Here is a 12,589-nt window from a genome sequence, read left to right as displayed (position 1 = left end):
CACGCTAGGCGCAGGCCGATCTTGTGTATAGCCCGTTTACGACGTTGGCCTTACGAAGTTGGTTTACTGGCCCAATGCCTGAGCAAGGTCTGCAATGAGATCGCCTGCGTCCTCAATGCCGACAGAAATCCTGAGCAGACCTTCGGGCAGGCCCGAGTGTGGCTCAATCGTGGGGCGATGCTCGACAAGGCTTTCGACGCCTCCCAGTGACGTGGCCCGGTGGAACAGGTTCAAACGCCCTGCCGCTCTCAGCGCCTGCTCTGCGCCGCCTTTGACCACAAAGGACATCAGGAACCCAAACCCACCCGGCATTTGTCTGGCGGCCAGCGCGTGGTCCTGGTGGCTGGGCAATCCAGGAAAAAGAACTGTCTCAATCGCCGGATGGTCCTGAAGAAACTCTGCCACCGCCATGGCGTTGGCGCACATTTGTTTCACCCTCAACGGCAGCGTGCGCATACCGCGCAACAACAACCACGCCTCAAACGGGCCCATCACCGCACCCGCGCTGCCGCGATCTTCGGCAATCATCTCCCAGACGGAGCCAGGCTCGCGGGTGATCAAAACACCGCCCAACACATCGGAATGCCCGTTGATGGCCTTGGTGGCCGAATGCATGACCATATCGGCGCCCATTTTAAGAGGCTGAGACAAGATCGGGGTGGCGGCCGTGCTGTCCACCACCAAAAGTGCATTGGCAGCGTGGGCAAGGCCCGCGGCGGCCTCAATGTCCACGATTTTCATCCATGGATTTGACGGGGATTCCACCCAGACCAATTGCGCCGGAACCTCGGCGCAGGCCTTGGACAAAGCGTCAAGATCGCTGGCGTCGACCTCACAGAGCGTGATGTCCCGGCGCGTGCAAAAATCCCGGATCCACTGGGTGGTGCCCCAATAGATGCCAGATTGCACGACGACGCGGCCACCGTTTGGAACGGTGCGAAACAATCCGGCAATGGCCGCCATACCGGACGGAAACAACATCGCCTCGGCCCCACCTTCAAGCCCGGCCAACACCAATTCGGCGTGGCGCACGGCCTCATTGTGATACCGAAGATAGGTATTGTCCGGGTTGACCGGCGCATAGTCCCGATCCCTCACAAAAGTGGTCGAAGGCTGAATGGGAGGCACCACACCGCCGCTTTGCGGGTCGATCATTCCACCAGCCTGTGCGGCCAGTGTTGCCGGGTGCATTTCTTTGGGGTCCATCAGGCTTCTCCATTCCAAGGCTTGCCTATCTGCGGCCAAACCGCGGCGACTTGCAAGGCCCCCATAACGCACTCTATGACGAGACACCCAAAACCGGAAAGCACATGCCCCGCACCATCCTGTTCAACAAGCCTTTTGACGTCCTGTCGCAATTCACCGACAAGGGCAGCGAAGGCAGCACCCGCCGCACTTTGTCGGATTTCATCGATGTCCCCGGTGTTTATGCCGCTGGTCGGCTCGATCGGGACAGCGAAGGGCTGATGGTTTTGACCGATGACGGCAAACTTCAGCAACGCATCGCCAATCCCCGCAACAAATGGCCCAAAACCTACTGGGTGCAGGTTGAGGGAGACATATCTGACCAAGCCATTCACAATCTGCGCAAGGGGGTCGACCTTAAAGACGGAAAAACCCTACCTGCAGACGTGGCGCGCATGGACGAACCCGACATCCTCTGGCCGCGCACACCACCGATCCGCGTGCGCAAATCCATTCCCGACAGCTGGCTCAAAATCACCATCCGCGAGGGCAAAAACCGTCAGGTGCGCCGGATGACCGCCGCTGTTGGCCACCCGACCTTGCGCCTGATCCGCTACTCAATTGGCGACTGGACGCTGGACGGCCTGTTATCCGGCACCTGGAATGACGCGCCCATCCACCGGATCCCACCGCAGAAAACGGCGCGCTCCGCACGGTAACTCCGGCTCTTCATCTTGCCAGAAATACTCCCGCCGGAGGCATTCCGTATTGTCCGCACAAACGCCGGTCAGATGTTATGCGCCACCCTCGCCTTTTAACTTTTGCTGCTCCACCGGAGTTGGCGTGTGGTTGAACAGATAAGCCGTCAAACAGGCCTCTTCCCCACCCAATTCAGCAATTTTACGTTTTTGATCTGCAAAAGCCCGTGCATTCACGGCTTCAGGATCACAAATCTCGCGCAGACGTTTGTCGCCTTCGACCAGTGCCGCCCGCACCGCCGGATCCCTCAGGCCCCGCACCGCGAGGTTCACCCGCTCATCAGGGTCTGACGCCAGATTGAACAGCTGTGGATCATGCCCCACGTAATGCACGTACTTCCAATCCGCCCAGCGCACCATAAAGGTGCCGGTGGTCGACCCGCCATCATGGTACTCTGAAAACCCGGTGCGGTTCGGATCATCCGGTGCCGCCGCCAACTCACACAGTGACCTGCCCTTGGCCACACCATCAACGCCTGTCACATCCATCGCCGTAGCCGCGATATCGCGCAGGTTGGCACAGGTATTCACCCGCCGCCCCTCGGGCACGCCGGGGCCTGCGACAATCATCGGCACACCGGCGGATTGCTCGTACATCACCTGCTTTGTCCAAAACCCCTGATCGCCCATCATGTCACCGTGGTCCGAGATATAGATCACAACGGTGTCCTCGGCCTGACCACTGTCCTCCAAAGCGGCCAGAATGCGACCGACGCAATCGTCCATAAAAGACGTCAGCCCGTAATAGGCCGCCTTGGCCTCGCGTGTCTTTTGCGCGTCGAAATAGTCGTCATAATTCCAGAAGCCGCGAAGACTTCGCAACTCGGTATGGGCCGGTGGGTCTTCACCATAAACAACCGGCAGGTCCATTTCGGCGGGATCATAAAGATTGTACCATTCTTCGGGGCAGGTTAGCGGATAATGCGGGCTGACCATCGACACGAAGGCCGCCCAGGGCTGATCGCTGTCCTTACGGGCGCGTAGCCAGTCTTCGGCCCTGACTGTGACATCACGGTCATAATCGGTGTAAGAGCTGTCGCCCACACCCACGTCGCCAGCCAGTTCCGAGGCCGCATCATAGTCCGGCAGAGGTGAGCGCAAGAGGTCGATTGGCCAGCCGACGCCGCCAACCACATGCATTGGAATGATCTCTTTGGAAAACCCATTGTCGTCCTTATCGGATCGAAAATGCAGCTTACCGATAGACACCACCTCAACGCCTGCGTCACGCAGCTGGTGCATCCAGCTGGTCTGTTGCCCGGCATAGGGTGTGGCGCTGTCCCAGTGGCCAACCGCATGCACCCACTCTCCGGTGGCCAGCGCGGCACGGGCGGGCACGCAGATCGGTGAGGGCGTATAAGCATGTTCAAAAACCGCACCGCGCGCCGCCAAAGCGTCCAGATGGGGCGTCTTCACGATAGGATGCCCCATACAGCCCATCGCATCCCGGCGATGCTCGTCAGACATGATGATCAGCAGATTCTTTTCACGCATAATGGGCCTCCTAACTCTCTTGAACCTAACCGCCACAAAACAACCGGGGTTGTGCAAAAGCGACAATCAAATGGCACACCCGCAGGCGCGCTTCCCCTCTTGCCAGCCTCAACATATAGTGTGCATAACAGCCTTATCGCGCCATAGAGCGTGGGTGGCAGGCCAAATCGGCGAGCGGAGACAGACAGATGGCGCATATCATTGTCGTAGGCAACGAAAAGGGCGGAGCGGGCAAATCCACCATGTCCATGCATATCGCCACAGCACTTGCCCGGTTGGGCCACAAAGTCAGCGCGTTGGATCTGGATCTGCGCCAAAAGACGTTTGGTCGCTATGTCGAAAACCGCAAAGCGTTTCTGCATGAAAACGGCCTTGATCTGCCCAGCCCGGATTACCACGATCTCCCCGAGATTGACCCGGCCTCTCTGAAACCCGGCGAAAACATCTATGACCACCGGCTTTCGGCGGCCGTCGCCACGCTGGAACCAGACTGCGATTTCATTCTGATCGACTGTCCGGGGTCACACACCCGGCTGAGTCAGGTGGCGCACTCATTGGCCGACACGTTGGTCACGCCACTGAACGACAGCTTTGTGGATTTTGACCTTTTGGCCCACACCGATCCGATGGGTGAAAAAATCCTTGGGCCGTCGGTCTATTCCGAAATGGTCTGGAACGCGCGGCAGTTGCGCGCGCAAGCCGGTTTGAAACCGATTGACTGGGTGGTCTTGCGCAATCGCATGGGCGCCCAGCAGATGGTCAACAAGGAAAAGATGGGCAAGGCGCTGGACAATCTGGCGCGGCGCATTGGGTTTCGCGTGGCGCCCGGTTTTAACGAGCGAGTCATTTTCCGTGAATTGTTCCCGCGCGGCCTGACGCTTTTGGATCTGCGCGATATTGGCGTGAAGCAATTGAACATCTCGAACGTCGCGGCCCGTCAGGAACTGCGTGACCTGATGAAAGCGCTGAAATTGCCGGGTGTCGAGATCAGCTTTTAAGGCAGGCGCATCTATCGACGTCGCATCAGCACCACCAAGTTGGACACAGCCAAAGCTCCGATCACAACGCCGCCCCCAATCAGCGCCCACACGCCCGGATTTTCGCCCAAAACCACCCAGACAAGAATGGGGGCGAACACCGACTCCAAAAGGATCAGCAAGGCGACCTCGGCCGAGGTGATGTAGCGGGGTCCCAAGGCAAGACCTGAGGCACTCCCGACGATCAATGCGCCATAAACTGGCAAAAGCCAGAACTGCCAGCCCTCAAGGCCGAAAGGGTTGATAAAGGGCAGAATAAGAATCGCAGAGCCCAGATAAGCCACCGATACCCCCGGCACCATCGAGACATGCCGCACTTTGCGTGCCGCCGTCAGCCCACCGGCAAACGTCGCTGCCACACAAACCGCCACCAGATCGCCGTGCCAGTGCGCATTCTCGGTTTCGCCAGACCCATAGGCGATAACCCCCAGCCCCGGCACCACAACAGCCATGGTGATCAGCATTCTGGGACTGAGACGCTCACCCAAAAAGATGCGGCTGAACAAAGCCGCAAACATCGGCATCGATGCGATAATAAAGACAACGTTGGCGACACTGGTCAGGTTGACGGCGACCACGAACAGAACACCGCTAACTCCCTGAGCAATGATAAAAATGGCTCCGTGGTGCCCGGTTGATGCTACCTCGCGGAACGGTTTGGTCCCCTGAAACGCCAGAATACCCAAAAGGATCAGAAGCCCCGAAATGCCATTACGCCAAAACGCGGCCACCAACGGGTCAGTGTCCAGAAGACGCACAAACAGAGAATCCGGTACCACACAAAGGACACCGAGCGTCGTGATCAAAAGCCCTTTGGCCTGAATGTTCATGAAGCGGATGTCCAAAATAGAAAAAGGCGACTAATTCATCAGTCGCCTTTCCTATTCCACAAGTAAAGAGTGGGATGCTCAGGAGCGCCCCACCATACGTTTCAACGTATCGTCCTTGTCAATCAGGTGATGCTTGTAGGCTCCGGCGACATGCAACACCAACGACAGGATGGTCAGTTTGGCAAATGCGCCGTGCATCCCCATAAAGATGTTGCCTGTCGCCTTGCTGGGCTCCATCGCACCATAGACAGTGAACAGACCAAAGACATCAATATCGTGGCCCCCAAAATACGACCCAATGAGCCCGCTGAGAGGCATCGCAATCACGCTGATCAGCAGCACCCAATGCACCACCTTTGCAGAAACCGACTGCCATTTTGGCATTGGTGATGCATCTTCAAGGAACCCATTGAACAACCGATACCCAACCCGCCACAAACCGAAGATCAGGACCAGAACACCTGCGGCCTTGTGATATCCAATCAGCAAGCCCTTGTCTGGACCGCGAGGCACAAATTCATGCAGGTAAATGCCAAAGGCCAGCATTGCGATCATGGCAAGGCCAAAGATCCAGTGATTTAAGCGCGAAATCACGCTCCAATTTTTGCCTGCCGTCATGAAAAATCTCCTTAGTTGATGCAATCGAGAGGCGCCGAATTCAATCTATTCCAGCGAGCCTTTTGAGCATCATACGTAACAGACGCACTTCTCCGTCGGTAAATTTGCGCGACATTTCAGCGTCGTAGGATTCTGCAACTCCGCGCAGGTCCAGATAGGCCGTTTCGCCTGCGGAGGTGAGTGTCAGAAACTCTTGGCGGCGGTCGTCCTCTGAGCGCTCTCGCACGACGAATCGTTTCTCAACCAACTTGTTCACCGCCCGTGAAGTTTTGGTTTTGTGAATCTTCGCTCTGATCACAATATCTGTGGCCGTCATCTGCCCAAAGGCCCCAAGATGGAACAAAACCCGCCACTCGGTTCTCAGCATTCCGTATTTGTTTTTATAGAGTTGCGTGAAAGACAGACTGCTTTCCTCAGCCGCCTGATTCAGCAAATATGGCAGAAATGTCTGCAGATCGAAGTCATCATTTTTTATCATGTTTTTACGCTCCTTTGCTTGTTAGTTACAAAAAGAACTATTAATAAAGCAACTAGTTTCTCAACAGGAGCGCGCGAAAATGACCAAACATACTGTTCCGACCCGCATGCAAATGGCCCCCTCTATGACAGGCCCGCATGAAGGCTATATGCCCGGTTTTGGCAATGACTATGAATCCGAGGTTCTGCCGGGCGCCCTGCCCCAAGGCATGAACTCTCCCCAGAAATGCAACTATGGCCTTTACGGCGAGCAGCTTTCGGGCACGGCGTTTACTGCCCCCAGCCACCAGAACGAACGCACATGGTGCTATCGCATCCGCCCGTCGGTGAAGCACTCGCATCGTTACGAAAAGATCGACGTGCCACATTGGAAATCGGCACCGAATGTTGACCCTGATGTGACCAGTCTTGGTCAGTATCGTTGGGATCCGGTGCCCCATTCGGATGAGGCGCTGAATTGGATCAATGGCATGTACACCATGACCACAGCAGGGGATGTAAACACCCAAGTGGGCATGGCCACACATATCTATCTGGTCAACGAGTCGATGGAGGATGACTATTTCTTCTCAGCTGATTCCGAACTGCTGGTAGTTCCGCAAGAGGGCGTTCTGCGCTTTTCGACCGAGCTGGGAATCATTGACTTAGAGCCAAAAGAAATCGCCATTATCCCGCGTGGGCTGCTGTATCGCGTTGAGGTTCTGGAAGGACCTGCGCGCGGCTTTGTCTGCGAAAACTATGGTCAGAAGTTTGAATTGCCTGGCCGTGGGCCGATTGGGGCCAACTGCATGGCCAACCCGCGCGACTTCAAAGCGCCCGTGGCGGCCTATGAAGACCGCGAAGTGCCCTCGACCGTGACCGTCAAATGGTGCGGCCAGTTCCACAAAACAGAAATCGGCCAGTCGCCGCTGGACGTGGTGGCGTGGCACGGCAACTATGCACCCGTGAAGTACGACCTGCGCACCTATTGCCCGGTCGGCGCGATCCTGTTTGACCACCCGGATCCCTCGATCTTTACTGTGCTGACCGCGCCTTCGGGCCAGCCGGGTACGGCCAACATCGATTTCGTGCTGTTTCGCGAACGTTGGATGGTCGCCGAAGACACATTCCGCCCACCGTGGTATCATAAGAACATCATGTCCGAGCTGATGGGCAACATCTATGGTCAGTACGACGCCAAACCCAAAGGGTTCATCCCCGGCGGCCTGTCCCTGCACAACATGATGCTGCCACATGGTCCTGACAAGAACGCCTTTGAAGGTGCGTCGAACGCCAATCTGGGCCCGGATAAGTTGGACAACACCATGTCCTTCATGTTCGAAACCCGCTTTCCGCAGCATCTGACCGCATTTGCCGCAGATGAAGCACCGCTACAGGATGATTACATTGATTGTTGGTCGGACATCGAAAAGAAATTCGATGGCACTCCGGGCAAGAAGTAAGGAAAACAAATATGTCTTTGATGAAATCTTGGGTGGCTTCGGCCAATGATGCCAACCACCCTTTCCCCCTGAACAACCTGCCGTATGGCGTGTTCTCGACCGACGGCACAGAAGAGCGCTGTGGTGTAGCCATTGGCGACATGATCCTCGACATGGCCGCCGCCGAAGAGGCCGGTCTGGTCAAAGTGTCTGACATCGAAGTCTTCGACGCGCCTTACTGGAACGAGTTTATGGATCTGGGCAGCGACGCCTGGAATGAACTGCGTGCCCGTCTGAACGAAATGCTCGCCGAAGGCAGCGCCGATCAGGACAAAGTTGAGCCTCTGCTGGTGCCGATGGCCGATGCTGAATTGCACATGCCAATTGTTGTCAGCGAATACACCGATTTCTACGCCGGCATGCAGCACGCCAAAAACATGGGTGCGATCCTGCGTGGCTCGCCTGATCTGCCAGCCAACTGGCTGCACATTCCAATCGGTTACAATGGCCGTGCGTCTTCGGTTGTGATCTCGGGCACCGACATTCACCGCCCCAACGGCCAGCGCAAAGCGCCAGACGCAGACATGCCGTCGTTTGGCCCGTCTATGCGTTTGGACATCGAATTGGAAATGGGTGCCATCGTCGGCACGCCGTCCGAGTTTGGCCAACCCATCACGGTGGATCAGGCGGATGACATGATCTTTGGCTACGTTTTGCTGAACGACTGGTCCGCACGCGACATTCAAGGCTGGGAGTATCAGCCGCTGGGTCCGTTCCAAGGCAAAGCCTTTGGCACCTCGATCAGCCCGTGGATCGTCACAGCTGCCGCGTTGGAAGCGTTCCGTGCGCCCACACCTGAGCGCGAAAAGGAATTGCTGCCCTACCTCGATGGCTCCAAAGATGGTCTTTATGACATTGAACTTCAGGTTCTGATGCAGCCCGAAGGGGCCGAAAAAGCCAGCGTTATTGGCGAGACCAACTACAGCCGTATGTATTATTCGGCAGCTGAGCAACTTTGCCATCACGCCATTGGTGGCTGTGCCATGAATGTCGGCGATCTGTTGGGATCGGGCACGATCTCGGGGCCAACCAAGACCGAATTCGGCTCACTCATGGAAATGAGCTGGGCCGGGCGCGAGCCTTTCACGCTTGATACAGGCGAGACCCGCGGCTTCATCGAAGACGGCGACACGCTCACACTGCGCGGCAATGCTCGTGGCGATGGCTTCACCATCGGCTTTGGCGACTGCGTGGGCAAAATTCTGCCCTCCGTGGCATGGCCGGCAAAAGGTTAAGGCATTGAGCACCCGCCCCACATATGCCGGCTATATCGCCATGAGCCTTGATGGGTTCATTGCCGATGCCAATGGCAGCGTTGAATGGCTTGATCCGTTCAATGCCGCCCTTGGTGAGGCTGGCGATGACGGCGGCTATGGCGATTTCATCGGCCCGATCGATGCACTTGTCATGGGGCGGGCCACTTACGAACAGGTTATGGGGTGGGGTTGGCCCTATGAGGCCCGCGCGGGCTATGTGCTGACTCGTCAAATGGATTTTACCGGCGACAACGTGACTGCTGCCGGTGACATCACCGCCCTTCGCACAGCGATTGAGGCAAACGGGCATCGCCACATCTGGATCATGGGTGGCGGCGAAACCCAACGCGCGGCGCTGGACAACGGTATGTTCGACAACCTGCAAGTGTTTGTCATGCCCACATTGCTTGGTGACGGGCTGCCTTGCTTCGCCCCCGGCAAACAACACAACCTCTCTCTCACCGCCAGTACAGAAATGCCTGGCGGCATTATGAAACTCGACTACGCGATCAAGGAATAAACACATGGCAAAAGCATTTGCGTCCCAAGGGGACATGTCTGAAAAGAAAATCACGTTCGACGAAATCGGCGAAGGTCTCTATGCCTTTACCGCCGAGGGCGACCCGAACTCGGGCGTCATCATTGGCGACGACAGTGTAATGATCATCGAGGCGCAAGCCACACCACGGCTGGCCAACAAAGTCATCGAATGTGTTCGCACAGTCACCGACAAGCCGATCAGCCACGTGGTTCTGACCCACTATCACGCCGTGCGCGTGCTGGGGGCCTCGGCCTTTGGCGCCAGCCAGATCATCATGGGCGATACTGCGCGCTCGATGGTTGTGGAGCGCGGTCAGGAAGACTGGGACAGTGAATTCCAACGCTTCCCACGTCTGTTCGAAGGCCATGAGTCGATCCCCGGCCTGACTTGGCCCACCACCACCTTCAGCGACGACATGACAGTCTATCTGGGCAACCGTCGCGTTGACCTGATGCATCTGGGCCGCGCCCACACTGCCGGTGACATCGTCATCCACGTGCCGGACCAGAACGTCATGTTCACCGGTGACATCGTCGAAGACCACTCGGCCTGCTATTGTGGCGACGGCCACTTTGGTGACTGGGGTAACACGCTCGACAACATCGCCGCCTTTGACGTCGACGCCATCGCGCCCGGACGTGGCGGCGCACTGGTTGGTAAAGACGCCGTGGAACGCGCCATCGAAAGCACCCGCGATTTCGTGGAAAGCACCTATCTGCCCGCCGCCAAAGTGGCCGCGCGCGGTGGGTCTTTGAAAGAAGCATGGGACGCCGTCCGCGAAAGCTGTGATCCTAAGTTCAAAGATTACGCCATCTACGAACACTGCCTGCCGTTCAACGTTGCCCGCGCCTATGACGAAGCGCGTGGCATCGACACCCCCCGCATCTGGACCGCGCAACGCGATCTGGACATGTGGGCGGCTTTGCAGGGCTAAACACCACTCCCGTCGGCGGGGGCTAGGGAAGCTTCATCGTTCCCAAATACGCCCGCCGGAGGCACCCGCAAGAAGACACCCGCGCACCGCCCTTGTTCGGCGCGCGGACAGGAAAGATACGCGCAAAAAACTTTTCATTCGGGAGGAGACCCAATGAACAAAATTTTCGAAATCCCGCTATATGCTTACGAGCGTAGCCCGGATCAGGACGCCGACACACCCGTCCGCCGCAAGGTGGTCGTGGTGGGCGCTGGCCCGATTGGCCTTGGGGCCGCCATCGACTTTGCCCAGCAGGGCATCGAAGTTGTCATTCTTGACGACAACGACAAAGTCAGCTTTGGCAGCCGCGCCGTGTGCTACGCCAAGCGCCCGTTGGAAATTCTGGATCGTCTGGGCTGTGGCAAACCCATGGTCGATAAGGGCGTTGAATGGAACATCGGCAAGGTATTCTTTGACGAACGTCAGGTTTATCAGTTCGATCTGCTGCCCGAGGGCGGCCACGAATTCCCCGCCTTTATCAACCTGCAGCAATACTATTTCGAAGAGTACATGGTGAACCGTGTCCGCGAGTTGCAAGCTGAAGGCGCGCCAATCGAAATCCGCGGTCGCAACAAGGTTCTGAAGGTCGAAGAGCACGGTGATCATGCCAGCGTTCTGGTCGACACGCCTGAAGGCCAATACACGCTGGAAGCCGACTGGCTGGTAGCCTGTGATGGCGCGACCTCGCCGATCCGCGCGATGATGGGGCTCGACTTTGTTGGTCGTATCTTTGAGGACAACTTCCTGATTGCTGATGTGATCATGGACGCAGAATTCCCAACCGAACGTTGGTTCTGGTTCGATCCGCCCTTTAACAAAGGCCAGTCGGCATTGCTGCACAAACAGCCCGACGGCGTTTGGCGCATCGACCTGCAACTGGGTTGGGACATCGACAAAGAAGAAGAAAAGAAACCCGAAAATGTCATCCCGCGCCTCAAGGCGATGCTGGGCGACGATGTTCAGTTCGAACTGGAATGGGTTTCGATCTACACCTTCCAATGCCGCCGCATGGAAACCTTCCGCCAAGGCCGCGTGATCTTTGCCGGCGACGCAGCCCACCAGGTCTCTCCGTTTGGTGCACGTGGGGCAAACTCGGGTCTGCAAGATACCGACAACCTGTGCTGGAAACTGAAACTGATCATGGATGGCACAGCGCCGGAATCGCTGTTGGACAGCTATGACTACGAACGTATCCACGGCGCGGATGAGAACATCATGAACTCGTCGCGCTCGACCGACTTCATCACGCCAAAATCCGAGATGAGCCGGGTGCTGCGCGATGCGGTTCTGGACCTTAGCGAAGTACATGCATTTGCCCGTCCTTTGGTGAATTCTGGCCGTTTGTCAGTACCTTGCACCTATGATGGCTCTCCACTGAACTCGGCTGATGCATTGGATGGGCCGGCGCGTACACGGCCCGGATCGCCTTGTCCGGACGTGCCTCTTGGTGACGATTTCTTGCTGCCCAAGCTGGGTGACAAGTTCACGTTGCTGACCATCGATGCAGATGCGCCTGACGAAATCGAGGAGAGCGGCATCACCGTGACCCGGTTGGCTTTGTCGACCAAAAACGATCCGTCGCAAATGCTGAAAGAGCGGTTCCTTGGGGGCGCCGAAGCCGGTGTTTATCTGATCCGTCCTGACCAGCACGTGGCGGCACGTCGCCCGAGCTATGACGACAATCTCATCCGCGCAGCGATCCGCCGCGCCATTGGTAAGGAGTGATCCAGATGTCTGATCAACTAACCCTGACCCCAAACATCGCTGGCGCAGATGATTTCTACGCTGAACTGCTGACCGCCCACGAAGGTCTGTCCAAAGCCGACAGTGACGCGCTAAACGCGCGCCTTGTTCTGGTGTTGGCAAATCACATTGGGGATCGCGTGATCCTGTCTCAGGCGCTGGCAGCTGCCGCGTTGAAATCCGAGGAGTAAGACCC

At 57.2% G+C, this 12,589-nt stretch carries 13 protein-coding genes; 8 read left to right on the top strand and 5 right to left on the bottom strand.

The window, feature by feature from the left end; translation table 11 throughout:
- Window positions 1–63: 63 nt before the first annotated feature.
- Window positions 64–1,206, bottom strand: coding sequence for a trans-sulfuration enzyme family protein (locus BUC32_RS10230; protein WP_073252242.1), 1,143 nt, complete (start codon window positions 1,204–1,206; stop codon window positions 64–66).
- Window positions 1,207–1,310: 104 nt separating this feature from the next.
- Between BUC32_RS10230 and BUC32_RS10225 the strand changes: the two genes are divergently transcribed.
- Window positions 1,311–1,904 carry a pseudouridine synthase gene (locus BUC32_RS10225; protein WP_073252241.1) on the top strand — a complete coding sequence of 198 codons (594 nt, stop codon included), beginning with the start codon at window positions 1,311–1,313 and terminating at the stop codon, window positions 1,902–1,904.
- A 75-nt stretch (window positions 1,905–1,979) separates the two neighbouring features.
- On the opposite strand, the gene BUC32_RS10220 is transcribed toward BUC32_RS10225, so the two are convergent.
- Window positions 1,980–3,437: a sulfatase-like hydrolase/transferase gene (locus tag BUC32_RS10220; protein WP_073252239.1), complete on the bottom strand. Its 1,458-nt coding sequence runs from the start codon at window positions 3,435–3,437 to the stop codon at window positions 1,980–1,982.
- Window positions 3,438–3,625: 188 nt separating this feature from the next.
- On the opposite strand from BUC32_RS10220, the gene BUC32_RS10215 reads away from it, so the two are divergent.
- Window positions 3,626–4,435, top strand: a complete 810-nt coding sequence (locus tag BUC32_RS10215; RefSeq protein ID WP_073252237.1) for a division plane positioning ATPase MipZ — start codon at window positions 3,626–3,628, stop codon at window positions 4,433–4,435.
- Between the two features lie 11 nt (window positions 4,436–4,446).
- Here BUC32_RS10215 and BUC32_RS10210 read toward each other — a convergent pair whose 3' ends face one another.
- The 3 genes from BUC32_RS10210 to BUC32_RS10200 all read right to left on the bottom strand — a co-directional run bounded on the left by BUC32_RS10210 (window position 4,447) and on the right by BUC32_RS10200 (window position 6,400).
- A complete protein-coding gene (locus tag BUC32_RS10210; RefSeq protein WP_073252235.1) occupies window positions 4,447–5,304 on the bottom strand; it encodes a DMT family transporter in 858 nt (285 codons plus the stop codon).
- A 78-nt stretch (window positions 5,305–5,382) separates the two neighbouring features.
- A complete protein-coding gene (locus tag BUC32_RS10205) occupies window positions 5,383–5,922 on the bottom strand; it encodes a cytochrome b (RefSeq protein ID WP_073252233.1) in 540 nt (179 codons plus the stop codon).
- A gap of 40 nt (window positions 5,923–5,962) precedes the next feature.
- A complete protein-coding gene (locus BUC32_RS10200; RefSeq protein ID WP_073252231.1) occupies window positions 5,963–6,400 on the bottom strand; it encodes a MarR family winged helix-turn-helix transcriptional regulator in 438 nt (145 codons plus the stop codon).
- A gap of 79 nt (window positions 6,401–6,479) precedes the next feature.
- Here BUC32_RS10200 and hmgA point away from each other — a divergent pair, with 79 nt between their 5' ends.
- The 6 genes from hmgA (at window position 6,480) to BUC32_RS10170 (ending at window position 12,584) form a co-directional block, all read left to right on the top strand.
- Entirely contained in the window at window positions 6,480–7,841 is a 1,362-nt protein-coding gene (hmgA, locus tag BUC32_RS10195) for a homogentisate 1,2-dioxygenase (RefSeq protein WP_073252230.1), read from the top strand.
- Between the two features lie 11 nt (window positions 7,842–7,852).
- A complete protein-coding gene (gene fahA / locus BUC32_RS10190; protein WP_073252228.1) occupies window positions 7,853–9,115 on the top strand; it encodes a fumarylacetoacetase in 1,263 nt (420 codons plus the stop codon).
- A gap of 4 nt (window positions 9,116–9,119) precedes the next feature.
- Window positions 9,120–9,656 (top strand): dihydrofolate reductase family protein, encoded by a 537-nt coding sequence (locus BUC32_RS10185; RefSeq protein WP_175556921.1) that lies wholly within the window; start codon window positions 9,120–9,122, stop codon window positions 9,654–9,656.
- Window positions 9,657–9,660: 4 nt separating this feature from the next.
- Window positions 9,661–10,611, top strand: coding sequence for an MBL fold metallo-hydrolase (locus tag BUC32_RS10180; RefSeq protein WP_073252224.1), 951 nt, complete (start codon window positions 9,661–9,663; stop codon window positions 10,609–10,611).
- A 153-nt stretch (window positions 10,612–10,764) separates the two neighbouring features.
- On the top strand, window positions 10,765–12,375 hold the full coding sequence (locus tag BUC32_RS10175; RefSeq protein WP_073252222.1) for an FAD-dependent oxidoreductase: 1,611 nt from the start codon (window positions 10,765–10,767) through the stop codon (window positions 12,373–12,375).
- Between the two features lie 5 nt (window positions 12,376–12,380).
- Window positions 12,381–12,584 (top strand): DUF2783 domain-containing protein, encoded by a 204-nt coding sequence (locus BUC32_RS10170; protein WP_073252220.1) that lies wholly within the window; start codon window positions 12,381–12,383, stop codon window positions 12,582–12,584.
- Window positions 12,585–12,589: the final 5 nt, after the last annotated feature.

Origin of the sequence: Shimia gijangensis, from assembly GCF_900142085.1 — a bacterium.
Lineage (GTDB): Bacteria > Pseudomonadota > Alphaproteobacteria > Rhodobacterales > Rhodobacteraceae > Shimia > Shimia gijangensis.
Note: the sequence above shows the minus strand (reverse complement) of the source record. Positions and strands in the feature narration are given on the sequence as shown.

What these genes read in the sequence shown, in the direction of transcription:
- BUC32_RS10230 (WP_073252242.1), bottom strand. Translation starts at nt 1,206, where the DNA reads ATGGACCCCAAAGAAATGCACCCGGCAACACTGGCCGCACAGGCTGGT.
- BUC32_RS10225 (WP_073252241.1), top strand. Translation starts at nt 1,311, where the DNA reads ATGCCCCGCACCATCCTGTTCAACAAGCCTTTTGACGTCCTGTCGCAA.
- BUC32_RS10220 (WP_073252239.1), bottom strand. Translation starts at nt 3,437, where the DNA reads ATGCGTGAAAAGAATCTGCTGATCATCATGTCTGACGAGCATCGCCGG.
- BUC32_RS10215 (WP_073252237.1), top strand. Translation starts at nt 3,626, where the DNA reads ATGGCGCATATCATTGTCGTAGGCAACGAAAAGGGCGGAGCGGGCAAA.
- BUC32_RS10210 (WP_073252235.1), bottom strand. Translation starts at nt 5,304, where the DNA reads ATGAACATTCAGGCCAAAGGGCTTTTGATCACGACGCTCGGTGTCCTT.
- BUC32_RS10205 (WP_073252233.1), bottom strand. Translation starts at nt 5,922, where the DNA reads ATGACGGCAGGCAAAAATTGGAGCGTGATTTCGCGCTTAAATCACTGG.
- BUC32_RS10200 (WP_073252231.1), bottom strand. Translation starts at nt 6,400, where the DNA reads ATGATAAAAAATGATGACTTCGATCTGCAGACATTTCTGCCATATTTG.
- hmgA (WP_073252230.1), top strand. Translation starts at nt 6,480, where the DNA reads ATGACCAAACATACTGTTCCGACCCGCATGCAAATGGCCCCCTCTATG.
- fahA (WP_073252228.1), top strand. Translation starts at nt 7,853, where the DNA reads ATGTCTTTGATGAAATCTTGGGTGGCTTCGGCCAATGATGCCAACCAC.
- BUC32_RS10180 (WP_073252224.1), top strand. Translation starts at nt 9,661, where the DNA reads ATGGCAAAAGCATTTGCGTCCCAAGGGGACATGTCTGAAAAGAAAATC.
- BUC32_RS10175 (WP_073252222.1), top strand. Translation starts at nt 10,765, where the DNA reads ATGAACAAAATTTTCGAAATCCCGCTATATGCTTACGAGCGTAGCCCG.
- BUC32_RS10170 (WP_073252220.1), top strand. Translation starts at nt 12,381, where the DNA reads ATGTCTGATCAACTAACCCTGACCCCAAACATCGCTGGCGCAGATGAT.